This is a genomic window from Pseudomonas sp. 1152_12, from assembly GCF_052850675.1.
Genome location: NZ_VXCW01000011.1, coordinates 84483 through 103189 on the forward strand (window position 1 = coordinate 84483; position 18707 = coordinate 103189).

The 18707-nt window shown below is 58.9% G+C and carries 5 protein-coding genes; 2 read left to right on the plus strand and 3 right to left on the minus strand.

From position 1 onward, the window contains the following. Positions 1 to 36 precede the first annotated feature (36 nt). Positions 37 to 2343: a fatty acid cis/trans isomerase gene (locus FW764_RS20735; RefSeq protein WP_446435477.1), complete on the minus strand. Its 2307-nt coding sequence runs from the start codon at positions 2341 to 2343 to the stop codon at positions 37 to 39. 166 nt (positions 2344 to 2509) lie between these two features. Between FW764_RS20735 and metH the strand changes: the two genes are divergently transcribed. Next, positions 2510 to 6220, plus strand: coding sequence for a methionine synthase (gene metH / locus FW764_RS20740; protein ID WP_446435478.1), 3711 nt, complete (start codon positions 2510 to 2512; stop codon positions 6218 to 6220). Between the two features lie 156 nt (positions 6221 to 6376). Here the strand turns inward: metH and FW764_RS20745 are convergent, their stop codons facing one another. After that, positions 6377 to 9418 (minus strand): NEL-type E3 ubiquitin ligase domain-containing protein, encoded by a 3042-nt coding sequence (locus FW764_RS20745; RefSeq protein WP_446435479.1) that lies wholly within the window; start codon positions 9416 to 9418, stop codon positions 6377 to 6379. A gap of 87 nt (positions 9419 to 9505) precedes the next feature. Continuing rightward, the gene (locus tag FW764_RS20750; protein ID WP_446435480.1) at positions 9506 to 13624 is read right to left on the minus strand and encodes a dermonecrotic toxin domain-containing protein; all 4119 of its coding nucleotides are present in this window, start codon (positions 13622 to 13624) and stop codon (positions 9506 to 9508) included. Between the two features lie 423 nt (positions 13625 to 14047). Here FW764_RS20750 and FW764_RS20755 point away from each other — a divergent pair, with 423 nt between their 5' ends. After that, positions 14048 to 18700: a dermonecrotic toxin domain-containing protein gene (locus tag FW764_RS20755; protein WP_446435481.1), complete on the plus strand. Its 4653-nt coding sequence runs from the start codon at positions 14048 to 14050 to the stop codon at positions 18698 to 18700. Positions 18701 to 18707 lie beyond the last annotated feature (7 nt).

Below are 18707 nucleotides of genomic sequence, written 5' to 3' on the forward strand. Positions count from 1 at the left end.
GGCGTTCATATCGGCTAACGCCCTCTGGCAACAACCTTAGAGGTTTTCATAACGGTTCATGTCCAGCACGCCCTCTTCCACCGGCGTGGTTTCGCGAATGTACTGCGACAGGTCGTGAAAGTACTGCCAGAACTGCGGATGGCTGCGGCGTATACCCCAACGGTCAACAATCTTCTCAAATCGCTTGGCATCCTTGGCACTCTCCATCGCCGCCACAAACTCCGGCACTTCCCGCGCCCGAATATTGAACATGAAGTTCGGGTAACTGCTGAGCACGCCCGGATAGACAGTCAACGTGTCCAACCCCGGCTGATAGCGATAAGCCTCACCCAGCAAGAACGCTACATTACTGTGCGCGCGGTTACGCAACAGGCTGTAGACCGTCCGTTGACCGTTGGCCATTTCGATCCTCAGCACCGTGGCCTCAGGCAACTGATCAATCACCTTGAGCCCCGCCGCCGGCCGCGAGGTCAAGCGGCTGAGGGCCTGTTCTGCATCCTGCAATGCCGGATCAATCCCATCGCGTGAACAATAGGCACCGGTACAACGATTGATCGGATCCGGACTGGCATTCAAATCGCCATAACGCGTTAGCAACTGGTTGGCAAAATCGCGCTTCGGATCCTTTTCATCCAAGTGCAACCCCGTCGGTTTGTTGTCATCAATCGCCTCGTAGTCAAGCCAGAGTTTGAGTTTGCCGCTGTTCTGGTACCAATCGTCCAGGAAGTCGTCGCGTGTATCAGCCGGCATCAGGCGCAGGAAGTTCTGTTCGGCACCGTTGCGGATCAGGTCGAAGTACAGACGGGTCTGGGCCTGGTGCGATACGTTGCCGAACACATCGAAATTCACCGCCAACTGGTAGTAAGTGCGCTCCAGCAGCGGATAGTCGAACAGCCACATCGTCTGCGGCACTTCGCCGATCAAGCCCTTGTTCACCGAAGCGCTGTCGAAGTGGCGGAAAATACTCAACAAAGCATTGTCATTACCGGCCCACACGCTCGACCAGCTTGGGGGCGGCATATCCGCGTAGCTGTCACGGCGCAACGCCTCGTATTGGTTGCGCTTGTCGCGATAAGCCCGCCACAGGCTGAGCACGCTGCCCACGTCATCGTTCTGCCCCGGCATCGCCAGCAACGGCGTGGCCTGGCCGCGATAACGCGCATCGGTGATGTACAGGTCATGGTCCGGGTCCTGGAACAGGGTCCAGAAGTTGTCACGGATCACATCCGTGGCGATTTGCCCGCGGCACACCGGCCCGCGAATAAAAGTACGCACAAAGTATTCAGCGTTATCAAGCATGAACTGGTAACGCGCCTTGGCCGGAATCGCCTCGAACGTCTCGAACGGATTGGCCCGCCGCTCGGGGCCGTAGCCCGGCACGGCGTTGACTTGCCAGTCTGCGGCGTAGAACAGTTGTTTGATTCGCGCCATTTTTGCCGCGCTGAACGGGTACGTGATGTGGGTTTTATGCACGATCACCCCCTGCACCGGCCACAGGCGGTAATACACCTGGGTGCCTGGGTCATCGTTGGGACGACGGGTGGCGATCAGGTCGATCGGCTGGCCGCTCGGGGTGCGTGAACGTACCCACTGGAAGAAATGGCCCGGTTCGCCGTTTTCAAAGTGGATGTGCGCCAGGAATAAATGCTCGTACAGCCAGCGCGCCACCAGGCTTTCGCGGGCGCCGGGTTGGTTGAACAGGTTTTCCCACTGCTGCACCTGCAGGGCTTCCTGAGCGCTGGGCACCAGGCCTTGCTCATCAATCGGCGCACCAGAGGCGAGCCAGCGTTGCAGGGTCTGGTACTGCTGGTCGGTCAGGCCGGTGACCGCCAGCGGCATGCCTTCCTTGGGATGGCTACCTGCGTAGGCATCGAACTCGCCGGGCATGGCGCACAGGTTCGCGCGGTTCAGGCCCAGCACGATATCGTCGGGCAACTTGGCATTCGGCTGCAGCGGCGCGTTGTGCCCCAGCTCCAACATGCGCGCCATCAAGGCGGCCTGGCTGCCTTGGGCGTCCAACACCGAATAGAAGCCCTTCTGCTGCCAGGCCTGCGTACCGAACGCGTCATAGAACAGGCGCGTAGTCGGCGTGGCCTGGCTGCGCTCGCCGTCATAAACCGGGGTTTTGTTCGCGCCACGGGCCACGCCCTCGGCGCTGCCCAGGTTGAGCTGGCAGGCGGAGTCGTAGCAGGCGTGGCAGGCCACGCACTTCTCGGTGAAAATCGGCTGCACATCGCGAGTATAGGAAATCGCCAGGGCGGGACTATTGACCGGTAACGCGTCTGCCTGGGCAGTGCTGGCAATCAAGGCCAGGACGGCGCTGATGATAAGGCGAAGTGACATGTATCCGGTCCCGATTCAATGCGTGCGATAGATAATTGGCGGCGATTCTACCGGGCCATGGCCGCCACCAACATGAACGATATTCATGCAAAACCTGGGCATGCTCTAAGTCGGCACAGGTTTGCTATGATTCACCCCCTTCGAAATGCCTGACCAGAGTAGTCCCATGTCCGATCGTAGCGCTCGTCTGCAAGCCCTTCACCAATCCCTCAAGGAACGTATCCTGATCCTCGACGGTGGTATGGGCACGATGATCCAGAGCTACAAGCTTGAGGAAAACGACTACCGGGGCAAACGCTTTGCCGACTGGCCGAGCGACGTCAAGGGCAACAACGACCTGCTGGTGCTCACCCGTCCAGACGTGATCGGCGGCATCGAAAAAGCCTACCTGGATGCCGGTGCCGACATCCTGGAAACCAACACGTTCAACGCCACCCGCATTTCCATGGCCGACTACGGCATGGAAGAGCTGGCCTACGAATTGAACGTAGAAGGCGCGCGACTGGCGCGCAAGATCGCCGACGCCAAGACCCTCGAAAACCCGGCCAAACCGCGTTTCGTCGCTGGCGTGCTCGGCCCGACCAGCCGCACCTGCTCGCTGTCGCCGGACGTGAACAACCCCGGCTACCGCAACGTGACCTTCGATGAGCTGGTGGAAAACTACACCGAAGCCACCAAAGGCCTGATCGAGGGCGGCGCCGACCTGATCCTGATCGAAACCATCTTCGACACGCTCAACGCCAAGGCCGCGATCTTCGCCGTGCAAGGTGTGTTCGAAGAGCTGAATGTCGAACTGCCGATCATGATTTCCGGGACCATCACCGACGCCTCCGGCCGCACCCTGTCGGGCCAGACCACCGAAGCGTTCTGGAACTCCGTCAGCCACGCCAAGCCACTGTCGGTGGGCCTGAACTGCGCCCTAGGCGCCAGTGAGTTGCGTCCGTACTTGGAAGAGCTGTCGAACAAGGCCAACACCCACGTTTCGGCGCACCCCAACGCCGGCCTGCCCAACGAATTCGGCGAGTACGACGAACTGCCGTCACAAACCGCCAAGGTCATCGAAGAGTTCGCCCAGAGCGGTTTCCTGAATATCGTCGGCGGCTGCTGCGGCACCACACCGGGCCATATCGAAGCCATTGCCAAGGCCGTTGCCGGTTATGCGCCGCGCCCGATCCCGGACATTCCCAAGGCCTGCCGCCTGTCGGGCCTGGAGCCGTTCACAATTGACCGCAGCTCGTTGTTCGTCAACGTCGGCGAGCGCACCAACATCACCGGCTCGGCCAAGTTCGCCCGTCTGATCCGCGAAGACAACTACACCGAAGCCCTGGAAGTCGCCCTGCAGCAGGTGGAAGCCGGCGCCCAAGTGATCGACATCAACATGGACGAGGGCATGCTCGATTCGAAGAAGGCCATGGTCACCTTCCTCAACCTGATTGCCGGTGAGCCGGACATCTCCCGCGTACCGATCATGATCGACTCCTCCAAGTGGGAAGTGATCGAAGCCGGCCTCAAGTGCATTCAGGGCAAGGGCATCGTCAACTCCATCAGCATGAAAGAAGGCGTCGAGCAGTTCATTCATCACGCCAAGCTGTGCAAGCGCTATGGCGCCGCCGTGGTGGTGATGGCGTTTGACGAGGCCGGCCAGGCCGACACCGAAGCGCGCAAGAAAGAAATCTGCAAACGCTCCTATGACATTCTGGTCAATGAAGTCGGCTTCCCGCCGGAAGACATCATCTTCGACCCGAACATCTTCGCGGTTGCCACCGGTATCGAAGAGCACAACAACTACGCCGTCGACTTTATCAACGCCTGTGCCTACATCCGCGACGAACTGCCGTATGCGCTGACCTCCGGCGGCGTATCCAACGTGTCATTCTCGTTCCGCGGCAACAACCCGGTGCGTGAGGCGATCCACTCGGTGTTCCTGCTGTATGCGATCCGCAACGGCCTGAGCATGGGTATCGTCAATGCCGGCCAGTTGGAGATCTACGACCAGATCCCGGCCGAGCTGCGCGATGCCGTGGAAGACGTGGTGCTCAACCGTACGCCGGAAGGCACTGACGCCCTCCTCGCGATCGCCGACAAGTACAAGGGCGACGGCAGCGTAAAAGAAGCCGAGACCGAAGAGTGGCGCGGCTGGCCGGTGAACAAGCGCCTGGAACATGCGCTGGTCAAGGGCATCACCACTCACATCGTTGAAGACACCGAGGAATCCCGCCAATCGTTCAGCCGCCCGATCGAAGTGATCGAAGGCCCGCTGATGTCCGGCATGAACATCGTCGGCGACCTGTTCGGCGCCGGCAAGATGTTCCTGCCCCAGGTGGTGAAATCCGCCCGCGTAATGAAGCAGGCCGTGGCCCACTTGATCCCGTTTATCGAGCTGGAAAAAGGCGACAAGCCGGAGGCCAAGGGCAAGATCCTGATGGCCACGGTCAAAGGCGACGTGCATGACATCGGCAAGAACATCGTCGGCGTGGTGCTCGGTTGCAACGGCTATGACATCGTGGATTTGGGTGTAATGGTGCCTGCCGAGAAGATCCTGCAGGTGGCCAAGGAGCAGAAGTGCGACATCATCGGCCTGTCCGGCCTGATCACGCCGTCCCTGGATGAAATGGTGCATGTGGCCCGCGAGATGCAGCGCCAGGACTTCCACCTGCCGTTGATGATCGGTGGCGCGACCACCTCCAAGGCGCACACGGCGGTAAAAATCGAGCCCAAGTACAGCAATGACGCCGTGATCTACGTGACCGACGCCTCGCGCGCCGTGGGGGTGGCCACGCAGTTGCTGTCCAAGGAACTGAAGGCCGGTTTCGTCGAGAAAACCCGCCTGGAATACATCGACGTGCGTGAGCGCACCTCTAACCGTAGCGCGCGCACCGAACGCCTGAGCTACCCGGCGGCCATCGCCAAGAAGCCGCAGTTCGACTGGAGCACCTACACGCCGGTCAAACCGACCTTCACCGGTGCCAAGGTGCTGGACAATATCGATCTCAAGGTACTCGCCGAGTACATCGACTGGACGCCGTTCTTTATCTCCTGGGACCTGGCCGGCAAGTTCCCGCGCATCCTCGAAGACGAAGTGGTCGGTGAAGCCGCCACCGCCCTATACGCCGATGCCCAGGAAATGCTCAAGAAGTTGATCGACGAGAAACTCATCAGTGCCCGCGCCGTGTTCGGCTTCTGGCCGACCAACCAGGTGCAGGACGATGACCTGGAAGTCTACGGTGACGACGGCCAGCCGATTGCCAAGTTGCACCACCTGCGCCAGCAAATCATCAAGACCGACGGCAAGCCGAACTTCTCCCTGGCCGACTTCGTTGCGCCAAAAGACAGCGGCGTGACCGACTACATCGGGGGCTTTATTACCACCGCCGGCATCGGCGCCGAAGAAGTCGCCAAGGCCTATCAAGACGCGGGCGACGACTACAATTCGATCATGGTCAAGGCCCTGGCCGACCGCCTGGCCGAAGCCTGCGCCGAATGGCTGCACCAGCAAGTGCGTAAAGAACACTGGGGTTATGCCAAGGACGAACAGCTGGACAACGAAGCGCTGATCAAAGAGCAATACAGCGGCATCCGCCCTGCCCCCGGTTACCCGGCGTGCCCTGACCACACCGAGAAAGCCCAGCTGTTCCAACTGCTTGATCCCGAGGCCCGCGAAATGCAGGCCGGGCGCAGCGGCGTGTTCCTCACCGAACACTATGCGATGTTCCCTGCGGCGGCAGTCAGCGGCTGGTACTTCGCCCATCCGCAGGCGCAGTACTTTGCCGTGGGCAAGGTCGACAAGGACCAGGTGGCGAGCTACACCGCTCGCAAAAACCAGGACCTGGCCGTAAGCGAGCGGTGGCTCGCGCCGAACCTGGGGTACGACAACTAACCCCGCGCAACGACGATCTGTTCCATCAGCTGGAACAAGCGCTAAAGCGCGAGAACGCCACAAAAATCCGAGGCCATCACAGGTCTCGGATTTTTTGTCGCATAACGTCAGGCCCGAAAGCCTGAATGAAGGAAGCGAGCAGGCCTGCCTGCCTATTCACTGCTGCTGCGAGGACGGACCCGGCTGCGGCGACTCAGGCCGGGATGGAGCCGTACCCATAGCACTGGTCGATGGTTGCGGTGCCTCCCTTCGAGACAATTCAAGCAACAGCCGCACTTGCGCACTGCCGTCCTCGATCAACAGCCGGTTCAATGCCTCATGGTAACGCTCCTCGCTTTCTGTGCCCTGCACCCAGTCAGCGTGTTCATCCTCCACTGCCTCATGGCGCCTGGCAGCATCGCGCTGAAGCGCTTGGAACTCATCGGGATAGCGTTCTCGCAGGTAGTTGTTCCAATAATCACGGGCAATCAGGCTTTCATAAAACGCATCGGACGCTTCCGCCCGGAGCACCTGGCTACGCGCGTTAGTTAACACCGTTCCGCTGATCGGTCTGATGTATGCAATATGCTTGGGCTGCCCCGGCAGTTCCAGCCCGTCGGGCCAACCGCGGGTCATACCGACCCGGTACGCCAGGCGCAACTCGGCTCGATCCCGTCCTACGGCTTGGCGCTCAGCTAATGTATCAACCTGGTCCAGCCGGAACAATTGCCGGGACAGGTCCAACAAACGCTGCCCTCTGAGCATCAGGTTCTGAGTCGGGACGTCACGCAGTATATCCGCCTCGAACACCAGCACCTCCATTGAGCTGAACGTGAGGATACGCCCGTCCAGGCAGGTACCATGGGTCTCCGCGGACACGAACAACACCTCTCGCATTTGCGCATTGTTGGCGGCCACTTCGATCACGTCCCATACCCGCCGAGTAAGATCAGCAACGTTTAACCGGTACTCATTGGTATCGCGTAGTAGCTGGATTAAATGGAAGAACCGCCCATGACCCGGCTCTTGGGCCAGTTGCAGCCACAACTGCCGCCGGGAGGCGACCAAATCGGTAGGTGAGTGCGCCAACCAAGAGGTCAGCACGGCTTCTGCCGTATCCCCTTCCGGGTCAAGAATGGGTTCCAAGGGTTGGTAGACAGCCCCTACGTCAGCGCCATCATCATCGTCATCGTCATCGTCACCATTCGAACCAGGGGCGCCTTCATCGCTTTCAAACCCACGAATCGTCCCGTCAATTTCTCTCCGACTCCAGCCCATCACCGCCCCTCCCTGATGCCGATTGCTGTAGTCCTGCAATTCCTCGAAAGTTTCGCGTGTAAGATCCTCGTTCTGGGAAAGGTCCGTACCCCTTACCAAATCCTCGTGCCGACCATCGAGCAATGCGTCCGGCAAAATCTCGATATTATTGCCACAGAGGTTCAACGTTCGCAGGCGGGTGGCCCTCAGTGCGCCGCTGGGAAAGCGACTTAGGCGGTTGTAACTCAGATCCAGTGACTCAAGCTGGCCGAAGTCAAGGGTACTGAACTCACTCAGGTTGTTTGCGCGCAGATCCAACCGGCGCAGGCGTGCGCCGCTCAATTGGCGATACAGAGGCTGGAGATCGGTGATGGCATTAGCGGCCAAGTCCAGTTCCTCAAGCTCGGTCATGCGCTCCACGCCCTCGGGAACGGCCGTCAGTTGATTGCCACTCAGACCCAGTTTACGCAGCGCGGGAAAGCACCTGAGGAAGCCATCGGCACTCGACGCCGAGAACTGCACTCCGGTTAAATCCAGCGTGTGAACATGGCTAAACTGCACAGTCAATTCAGGCAGATTGATAACTTGCAAGCCGTGCAGGCTCAGTTCATAACCGGCGTCGGCCGACACGCCGGTTTGCCAGCACTCAATGATCTTGAGTGCGGCAAGCCGCCGTTGGTCAGCCACCAGGCTCATGTCCGGGCCAAGTAAATCGGGGTTATACAGCCAGCCGTTAGTTTGACGCGTCAGGGTCTCGTATTGCTGATGCCATGTGGTCAATAGGGTGTCTATTTCTGAGTCACTCCCCCCCACCTGACGTAGTTGCTCGAACCATTGGAGCGCCTTTTCCTCGGTCACCGACGGCGTCAGTAGCTGCAAGCGACTGACAAAACCCGCAGCCCCTTCGGGGGCTGCGATTTGCCGGGGCAATGGCAACAAATAACGGGCCACCGTCAGGCCGGTTTCCTGCGGGGGGAAGTCGGCTGGCTGGGCCTGCTGTTCAAACCGAGCCAACGCGCCCTGAGGCAAGCCCTGGGCGGCCTCGATCCGCTGACGCGCCGAGTCCAGCGCGACCTCACCCGCCGGACTGAACCGGTTACCCGCCAGGTGGGTTTTCATCAGTAACGCATCATTGGCCAATACCTGAGTCGGCAAGCTCGTCAGCTGATTGTCCCGCAGGTCCAGCCAGGTCAATTGCGGCAGACGCTCGGCGCCGGTCGGCCACGCCTGCAATTTTGTCCCGCGCATGCTCAGCGCCTTGAGCTTCGTCAACGCGCTGACATCCATGTCCGTGAGCGGATTGCTGTTATAGCTCAGATCCAATACCTCAAGGCTATTGAAACCATTGAGCTGTGCCTGGAAAGTCGGCATGGCCAGGCTGTTTTTGAAGAGGTTGAGCCGGGTCAAGGCGGGAAGGTCGCCCACGTCAATGGGTATTTCGGTCAAACCACTTCCGCTGAGGTCAAGGGTTTGCGTTTCACTGAATGCGCGGATAAACCCGCGTGTCTGCTCGGGGGTTTCTCCCAGCCAACGCATGCGTAACGTGCGCACGTGGGCAAAACTTGCTGCCGGTAACTGGGGCAGTTCAACGGTGCTCACCGGCAACGCAGGGGGCATCATTTGCCCAGCCGGCGCAGGCAATTCAAACACCGACGTTAGGCTCGGTATTCCATAACGCTCGCCCACCGCCCCCCACCAATTGGTTTCAAGCGCACTGATCACGTGGGCATTTGGCCCCATCAGCCATGGCGCTGAACGTATCCTGTAGTGCTGTGCAGTATCGGCAGACGGGGAGTAAAAACCCGCAAAAATTTCATTGTACCGCTCGCTAAGGTCCTCAATAGCGTCAAACCGTGCTTCAGCCGTTTGCGCGGTAACCATTAATTTTTCACGCAGTGCGTTAGCCAAGCTTGAATTTAAGATCAGAGACTGCAACTGGCCCCGGACGTAACCGTCGACCATCTGGTGCAGGTCAACCAGATGCCCCTGCTCGCTCGGGTAGTTTCTGACGTATTCATAGGCAGGCTTGAACGTTTTGCGGGAGAACTTTTACCAGTCCATCGACAGCCCCGCCCACAGCTGTTCATGCCCGCTATACAGTGTGGCAGGGAGTTCACCGATTGCCGTGCGAGCTAAATCGAGGCGCTCCAGGCGAGGAAGGCTCTCAACACTGATCGGCCACTTCGACAGGCCATAAGACGCGTCGATGTGCAGCTGTTTCAACTGCACCAGCGCGGACAGGTCCAAGCCATTGAGTGCCGCCGAAGAAAATCCGCGGTAATTGATATGCAACGCCTCCAGCGAAGGCAGGCTGTTGAGCGTTGAAGAGAAGTCCGGCGCCAGCGGCTCTGCCGCCGTGCTGAACTTCAGGGTTTTGAGGCGAGTCATCCTGGTCACCGCCGGGGGCACCGTCGTCAGCGACGATCTGGCCCCCATCAATGGCAGCCCCCATAATTGAGCAGTGTCGCCAATAGACAGGGTTTGCAGATTGGGAAACCGCGCGAGGAAAGCCTCGGTGCTGGCATCATTCATCCTCTGACCGACCAGCCCCAACTCACGGATATGGGTGTAATCAATCGTCAAGGGTGGAAGTTGTTCATCGACGACAATGTGCAAGCAATCGGCGTTGCTCACCGTCCCCACCAACGGTTCCCTGCGCCAGGCTTCCTTGAGCTGATTGGCGACTTGGGTTCTATATCGGTACACATCAGTGTCAGACGGCGTGGTCCCCTCTGGCCCGACCCACTCGTCGAGTGTCGACACCAGCTCGGTGTATTGGCGCAGGCGGTTTTCCAGTTGGTTGAATATCAACTTGTTAGTCTTGCCTTGCGCTTGCAACCGCAAAATATAGTCACTGGCTTGAGTATCGCTCAGGCCGTAAAGATGTTGCGCGCGTGACTCAAGATTCGCACTTTGGCCCGGGGCTCGTCCGCTGGCGTAATACCCCACCAACGTTTCGTTGACGCGTACGGGCGGCTTGAACTGTTTGCGTTTGGGCTCCAGCAATTGTGGCGTTTCACTGCGGTAAAGGTCAGCGAACTCGATGATTTTTTCTTGCAGTTGCGCGCTCTGGCTAACCTGCGGCACACCGAGCCCCCGACGCGCGTCATCGGGCATGGCATGCATCAGCGAGGCATAAAAATTGTCGCCCTCTGCAGGCAGGCTATTGAGTTGCTCCCCACGTTCATTTAACGCCTGGAAGCGCGGGCCTTTCTTTACCAGGTACCGCTTGTCCCGCGCCGTGTCACTGCCGATGCTGTCCAGCAGCGGGCCACTGTCACTGCCTTCGCGAACCTCCAGGCGCAAGGTGTCCGGCCAACCCGGTAGTTTTTCCAGGGTATGCAGCGCCAGCCGTCGACTGTTCGCCGAGGCCATGGTTTCGCTGCGTAACCCCGCATACGCCCGGGTCTGCAGACCTTGGCGCGCATACCAGCGTGCCTCCTCCAGCACGTTCAAAGGCACCAGGCGCGTCGCCTCCAGGTACTTCAGGTCATCCGCGGAAGCGTGGGCAAGTGTTTCCAAGCCCGCGGCTTCGCTGAGCCCGGGACAGGTACGTTGGAGCAAACGGACCTGGGCATCCACCGGTTCAGTGCCCGCGTAAAGGCTGTCGAAAATGGCCGGCTTGCGAGTCTGCGCATAATCCGCGATCTGCCTGGTGAACTCTGCCCGCCTGGACTCACGCACGCGCGCGCCCTCAGGACCCAGCAGCTTGACGATTTCCTGCTCGTCCAATGCCACCAGAATATGCTCAGACAATTCCCCCCCCATCACGTCGCGTCTGCTTATCCGGATGGGTGCCTTGGCCGTAGCGCCTTCAGGCAAGCGCCCGGCACCATATTTGACCGACTCTCCCCACAGTCCTGGCCCCTCGAACACCTCTAGTACCCGCGCCTTTGGCCATCTTGGCATTTCGGCTACCAGGGGCAGCGTATATAAATACCGTTCATCAATCGGTCGGGTGCCACGCAGTTGGTCGATCACCTGCTCCGTCCCCGCATCGGCCTTGAACAAGCGCATGGCATCCAGCAACTCAGGGGGCGGCACCGCGAGGTCCATGTGCATTTTACGCAGAGCGCTGTCGCTGACGCCGCTGACATCCGCCACCTTGATCAACTCCGTATCGGAAAACACCTCGGTTTCATGGCCTATGCGCCGTAACAGGGTCAGGCGATCCCACTCCAGCGGCCGCTCAAGGGTGTGACGCCAGGCGCCTCGACCGTTGCTTTCAAGAATCGGTTGGTAAACCTCAGCATGGGTTGGATGCTTGATGCGCCACTTCTTGATCGACTCATCAAAGACCTGTTCATAGACCTTCTTGGCCTGGCGGATATAGGTCTTGCCATCGAGCTTATGTTGCCCCAGGGCATTGGGGCCTGAGCTGGCGTCCAGCGAGACGGTGCTTTCATAGCCACTCAGGTCTGGCCTCCAAAGACGGGTTTCACCGTTCGGCAGGGTCACCGGGCTCAGGCTTTCAATGAGCGGTTCCGGCTTGGCCGCCCTGAATTTGCTCACCGTCGCCCCAACACCTGCCATCAGTGCGATCTGGGCCAGATTCTGCGCCACATCAATCAGGTGCGCTTTGGCCGCCTGCAGGTCGCCCTCGGCCCACTCGATAGAGCCCTCAAGCGTTTCGTACAACAACTGCCCGGCCATCACCACCATCATGACCTCGCCCAGCACCGGGACAAACATCGAGACCATGTTCAACCCCAGCATGCCCACCTCCAGCAGGTGCGCAAGCTTTTCATCGCGCGCACGCGCGTCGACATCCGCCGTGGGCACCGCGTGAGCACGCGCATCGGCGATGACCTGCTCGCGGTGTTGCTCGTAGAAGTACTTCCAAGGGTCAATATTTGCAGCCCAAATGCCATGCCCGCGACGCTGCAGTGTCGAGGGGGCAAGGTACGGATCGCTCTTGGGCTCCAGTTTCGCCGGTGCCTCGGGAGGGAGTTCCTTGATACCGGTGATGAAATGCGGCGTGGTGAAATCGAGGATTTTTTTCCACGGCGATCGCCAGATATCGGTCGGTGAGTCGGCGGCCTTCTGGGTGAACTGGCTGAAGTAATAGGCTCTCTTCTCATAGGGTACGAACCGGCTGAAAAACACCTGGTAAGGCGTTGGCTTGGCATCAGCGGGCTTGGCGCTATCGCGGGCAGTGAACAGGCGCTTGAACTCGCCAGCCATCTGCGACCAACGGTAGCGCTTGAGTGGGTGCTCGGGGTCCTGGGGAATGTAAAGAATCAACTCATCGGGGTAGCTGTATTTTTTGCAGATGACGAAGGCCATGCAGCCAGTCATTCTGAGCTTCATCAGGCTCAGGGTTCTGAACCAGACTTGCTTGTCACCCATCCAGGGGTGAATTTCGCCATTGATCACCGCCAAAATCATCCGGTGATCGGCCGGTTCAATATCCCCCATCAAAAGCGCCTGCTCGGCGGCGGCCTTTACGGCGGCCTTCTGGCTGGCGATAAAGTGCTCGCGCAGCGTGACTTGCGCCGCGGCCTCCTCCGGGTAGAAAAAACCCTGCAAATACGCCTGGTACTTGGCGCCGATATCCAGGTTGCGGCACAAGGTCAGAAACTGGCTGACGCTCAAGTTGACCGCCACTGCATGATAGGTGTCGGGCTTATCGCTCGCCTCGATGAACCCCGACGTTTGGTGGTACGCGCCGTCCTTGCACTCGTAGGCCTCGAAGTTATGCAGGGCCGCCTCCAGCATTGACAGCTTCAAGAACTGAAAAGACGAAACCTCGATTTCGATAATTCCGACGGCCAGCGGACGTCGCAAACAGAGCAGGGTTTTGTCGACATCGACTTGCACCTGGTATTGGTCCTTCAAGGCTTTAAGCAGCAAGGGCCGGGCAAAGTCATTGATGTCCTGGAAGGTGGACATCGTTTTATCCAGCTGGGTTTGCGCGGTAAAACTGGCCAACACGCTGGTGGTCACTGCGCTGCGTTGCTCAGGCGAAGCGTTCTGTAACCAGCCGGGCGCCACCGTGCCGGCTTCCTTAAGTGCTTGTTTGCGTGCCGGCGTGGCATCAATCAGCCACTTCGGGCTGGACTGCTCCAGAAAATCGCCGTGCAGGCTCTGGGTGGCCATCAGTGTTACGACCTTAGGTGTATCGCTCGTTGGCGGAACGGGCGAAGAAGACGGGGTTGAATCGGCCATCGTGTCACTCCTTTGAAATGGAACGACAGAACATCACGGCGCCCGCCGCGCCCGGTGGTGAATATGTGGCGTTTTTTTTGTGTTTCTGCACGTACCCCATTACCGCTTCCACAGCGACCCGATGGAGTTTGCTGTGCCGGATCGCTCACCGATCATTGAGCCGGTGACCGAAACACCGAATGTGCACACAAAAAGGACTTCGTTATGCCCGCCCCAATATCTTCACCCACGCCCACCGCCCTGGATCAGTTACCCGCCCAGGCCGTCCATGCCCGTTTCGCCACGCGCCCGGCCTTGTACTCAGTGGTATTCAATGCCCTGCGCGGCCGCATCCTGGCGCAGTATCCCTCGCTGAAACTGGACTTACGTGCCGTCAAGCTCGCCAGCCCGGACCCTTCCGGCCATTACACTTACAAACTGTTGATGGAAGTCGCTGTCGCCCACGTCCTGAACCCACAGTTGCTTGACCTGCGCGCTCGACGCGAACTGCCGTACTTCCTCACTCAGGCCCCTCCAAAAATCCTCAAGCCCGACACCCTGCCCCTCATCGACATGCAGGTCATCGCGCAGATACTCGACGAATTACCCGCCTCGCTTTACCTGCATTTTCAGAACGACCTAGCTGACTATTGGAGCACTCTCAATAGCCACGGGAGCAGCCGCTGGCAATGGCTGAGCGAATTTCTCAACGGCCAGATGACCGCCGCGGCCGCAGGCCCCTCGGACCTGACCGAAACGCAGCGGGACATGCTGGCTGTGACCGCTGCCTGGCCGGGGCGCCTGGAGCGCCTGCCCCGCTCCAAGCCCACCACGTATGCCTATTTCATTGAAACCACGCTCTCCAAAGCCGGTAAAGAAGTCTGCCTGCTGACGCCGGACCTACTGCTGGTACGCGATACACAGGTGCTGCTGTGCAGTGTGGCCGGGGCTATCGAGCCGTTTGACTGCATTGATGCTTTTGGTGCCGCCTGGGGCAGCAGAATGCAGCGTCAGTTCCAGTGCGACAGCATCACTTGGAGGCGCAATGAGCCGGAAGACAATGTGTTCGAACAACAGGCAGGGCTTATTCTCAATCAGCAGATTGAGGACCTGGCAATCGTGTCATTTCAGGGGCCAGACGAAGTCGCGCTCGGACGCACCCTGGAAAAACTGACAGACCCTGCCCTTCTGTTCACCCAAGCGCCCATGGCGCCCACTGCGCGCCTGCAAAAGGTCAACGCGCAGTTGCCAGCGTGGCTCAAACAAGCCAATGCCGATGATCGCTTTGCCTACCACCGCCATCTGCAGGACATGGCGCGGGTGATAAAACAGAACGCAGGCCAGTCTTTCAATGAAGGCATTGATGACATCCACACGTTCAGCCGCGACGCATTGCGCAAACAGATGCAAACCGATCACGCGGATTACGACCCCGACGATCTGGTGTTGGACTTCGCCGTGGCCGCCGGCTACCCGGGCGGTTCCGGCATTATCGAGCATGTGCGGATGTCGCTGACCGAGTTGGCCCTGAAGAATCTCTCCGGCAAGCCTAAAGGCACCCTGACGCTCTCCTCCAAAAGCGCCAGGACGCTGCCGGCCTGGATGAATGAAGACTATTTACTGGGCAGCCAAGGCTTGATCCAGCGCGTCGACCTCGGCACAGCCTACCCGCAGAAAATCAAGGACCTGTTGCTGTCCGACACCAGAGACGCACGCCAACGGGAGACGCTGTTTACTCGCGAACTCAAGATCCAGCTGCCGATGCTGGCACTCGAATATGCGATCCGGCAGCAATACGGTGTGACCACTACCGGCTATCGGTATGTAAAGGCATTGATGGGCGAAACCCCGACTGACAGGGTCGTAGACGGCCAAGAGATCGTCCTGCGTCCACTTGGCCTGTGCCGAAAAGCCGGTGCTACGCCCGATACCGTCAACAATATATTCGTGATCGAACCCCGAGACGCGAGCATCGGCCCACACCTGCTTTATCGACCGTTGTATACCCAAGCCCTGTCTCAATACCCGACGCGCCAGGCGCTGCTGGAGGCACTGGCCACGCCCGGTGCGCTGCAAGACAGCGTATTGACTTGGCTACCCGACAAAGCCCGCCCCATCTACGATAATGGCGGGTTCAAAGAGCCCCACATCATTCGCTTCCTGCCAGGGGATGAGTTTTCAATCCCTGAAAAACCCGCCCCCGCGACACTGGCCGTCGATGAAGGCGCCGACGAATGGCTTCAATCACAGGTCAACGGCAAGCTGCTCAGCCATTTATTCGGCAGCACCGCACGGGCCATGGTTGACCTGGCGGATCGCGAATCGGTGTCTAACAGTGAAAGCCGCTGGGCCATTGTGATGGAAGGTGCCTGGTTGCTGTTCAACACCTTATTGCTGCCACTGGTGCGCGGCCCGGCCATGTTGGTGGGTTGGTTCCTGGTGCTGGTCAGCAGCCTGGAGCAGGATCTGGCCGGCCTGGACAGCAATGACTCGACCACCCGTGAACGGGCGCTGATTGATTTGCTGCTCAATACCGCGATGGTGTTGTTGCACGCTGCCAGCGGCTCGGACAGAGCCCGACCACCGTTAGCCGAACTCGCCCCGCAAGACAGCGCCCTGCACGTAAAAGCCTGGCGCCGCACCGCGGGCCTGACGCAGCAGGAAGGCACTGCGCAAATTCAGCATGGTTCAGTGGCCCTGCCAGGTGAACCTCCGGCGACAGGCCATACGGCCTTGGACTTCAGCCGCTCGCTTGCCAGCCCCCAAGCCAGCGCGAAATTGCTGAAAGCGTTGCTCGATGTCCACGTACCATGGCCCGAGACCCTGCCGCCCCCAGAGGCAAGCGGGCGCCTCAAGGGGTTATACAACATCAACAATACCTGGCACGCCAGCGTCGGCGGGCTGTTGTTCCAAGTGAGTGTGGTGCCGGGTTTCGGCGAGGTTTATCTGGTTGATCCGCAGCATCCGCTGCACCCCGGCTTCAAGCTGACCAGCGACGGCCAGGGACATTGGAAACTGGAGCGAAAGGCCCGGCTGGAGGGTGGCATGCCCAGGGAAAAGCTGGACAAATGGCAGCGACAACACCGAGATCGGATACGCGCACTAAAGAGAGAGTTAGACAGTCTGCAAGCACAGGCTCTGCCATTGGCGTTAGAGTCAATTCCGAAGAAGGAAGCACTGGACGCCGCCCGCACCCAGCTCGATGAGCAGAAAAAAAACCTGAGAGAGGATTGGCTAAGGCTAGGCACCTCGGTCGAGGTTCCAGGTTTGCACGCCAGACTTGCTGAGCGCCATGAGCAAAGGCAACTCATGACCGCAGAGGCCAGGGTAAAGTGGCATAGAGCATTCGAAGACTTCCGACAAGACGGGGAAGTGACTGTGCTTAAAATGCAGCAGATCGAAGCCAAGGCTGAGGAACTGATGCAAGTCGACAGAACCGACCCGGCGCCCAGGATATCAAGAGACCGCGCAATCCTCTGTGTCTATGAGTACTGGGGCGAGCTATATGACCTGATATCGGAAAAACTTTCAGACACCCTTGAAACCGAACGCGGCGAAAATGACACCGAACTCGGTAACCGAGTCAATATCGAGTTGCCCCACAAAGTGACAAACGCCTATAAAACGTACATCAACACGAAAAGGCAGCAGCTTGAGGCGCTCACGCAGATGATTGAGCCCGAAGAAAAAATTGAGACATTGCTTCACCAGGCGGACCCTGCACTACGCAAATCGCTATTGGAAGATAGACCCACCGATAAAGACATTTCCTCGGCCGCCACAAAACAACATGCACTGCTCGTGCTTGCCCAGTTGGTATTGGATCGCACCCATCGTTCCCGAGAGCCGGCAGAGTTCTCATTCATCAGGGAGCTCACCGACCCAAGAACCACAACCAGCGTATTGGCTCATATTGAAATGCGTACCACCAGCGGCTATTCAATAGTCGAGCAAATTGACGTACTCAAGGGCGTCCTGGAACGCTATGAGCAGCTGGAGAACGCTGTCAACGCATTAACTGAAATGAACTCCGGCGTTGTGCGAGGGGAATATCGAACAGCGTTCCTGGAACACCTTGTTGACGCCCGCGCCAGCCTTGAAGCACAGCTGGCCGACTTGATACTCGCGGATGAAGGGATCGCCTATCAGCCAAACTTCGTACCTCCCACACGCTCGAAGCCTGCCACCCGAAAAGTATTCAAGACACGCAAAAAAGGCACACTGGTGGGTGATGTGCGTGAGCCTCAACCGCAAGACCCCGGCCAATTTGCCGACATCAAAGACCCCATCACCGGTCAAATTGTCGCCACCTACCTCGAACACGCGCCCGAAGGCGTGTGGGTTGAGGTCGAGCTGGCAAGGCCCGTAATATCGAAGCCGGCACCGGCGATACGCTCGTTGGCTGCGATTAAACGCAACGCCGAAACCGTAATAGCCGATAGGGCAGGAATCGTACGCAGGATACGCGACCAGCAACGCAAACTGCAGGACCCCACACGACGCGAAGAACTACGCCCAGTAGAGTGGGAGGACATGCTGATCCAGCAAGCCGGTAAAGTGAAAGCCCTGGCCGATGAACTCCAACGCGACCACAGCACGACCGCAGGGGCTGACGCGTTGATAACCTCGTACCTTGACGAGTCGCAGTCCCTGACAAAACTGGCCCGCGAGGTGTGCGGTGAGGGCTACAAGCAGCAACGCCCTCAAGCCGCTAAAGTTGCCTATTTGCTCAAGCACGGATTGGTTGATATCAACCTGGCCAAACGTCGCCATCCTTTGAAGGCGGGCGATTACATCGACGAATATACGGTCCGGGATAAAAGCAAAATAAAAGCCGGGAAAAATCCCGAGGACTCCATCTTGTGGTACGCACACTTCCATTACCCGGCCGTTGATACCCCCACCTTGGAAAGCAGCTTTGGCCACCTGAAAACCAAGGAAGAGCGGCTCGTTACACGTAAGGTATTGATGGAACGGGCACGTGCAAATAACCGTGAGGTTATCTATCTGGATAAAGCCGTGATCAAAGCGCCATTGGATCAGAGGCTGTTTCTACATCTGGAACAGCCTGAGCCAAGGGAAACACCAACCGCCTGACTGTCAG

What these genes read in the sequence shown, in the direction of transcription:
- FW764_RS20745 (WP_446435479.1), bottom strand. Translation starts at nt 9,418, where the DNA reads ATGGTCGACGGTTACGTCCGGGGCCAGTTGCAGTCTCTGATCTTAAAT.
- FW764_RS20755 (WP_446435481.1), top strand. Translation starts at nt 14,048, where the DNA reads ATGGAAGTCGCTGTCGCCCACGTCCTGAACCCACAGTTGCTTGACCTG.
- FW764_RS20750 (WP_446435480.1), bottom strand. Translation starts at nt 13,624, where the DNA reads ATGGCCGATTCAACCCCGTCTTCTTCGCCCGTTCCGCCAACGAGCGAT.
- FW764_RS20735 (WP_446435477.1), bottom strand. Translation starts at nt 2,343, where the DNA reads ATGTCACTTCGCCTTATCATCAGCGCCGTCCTGGCCTTGATTGCCAGC.
- metH (WP_446435478.1), top strand. Translation starts at nt 2,510, where the DNA reads ATGTCCGATCGTAGCGCTCGTCTGCAAGCCCTTCACCAATCCCTCAAG.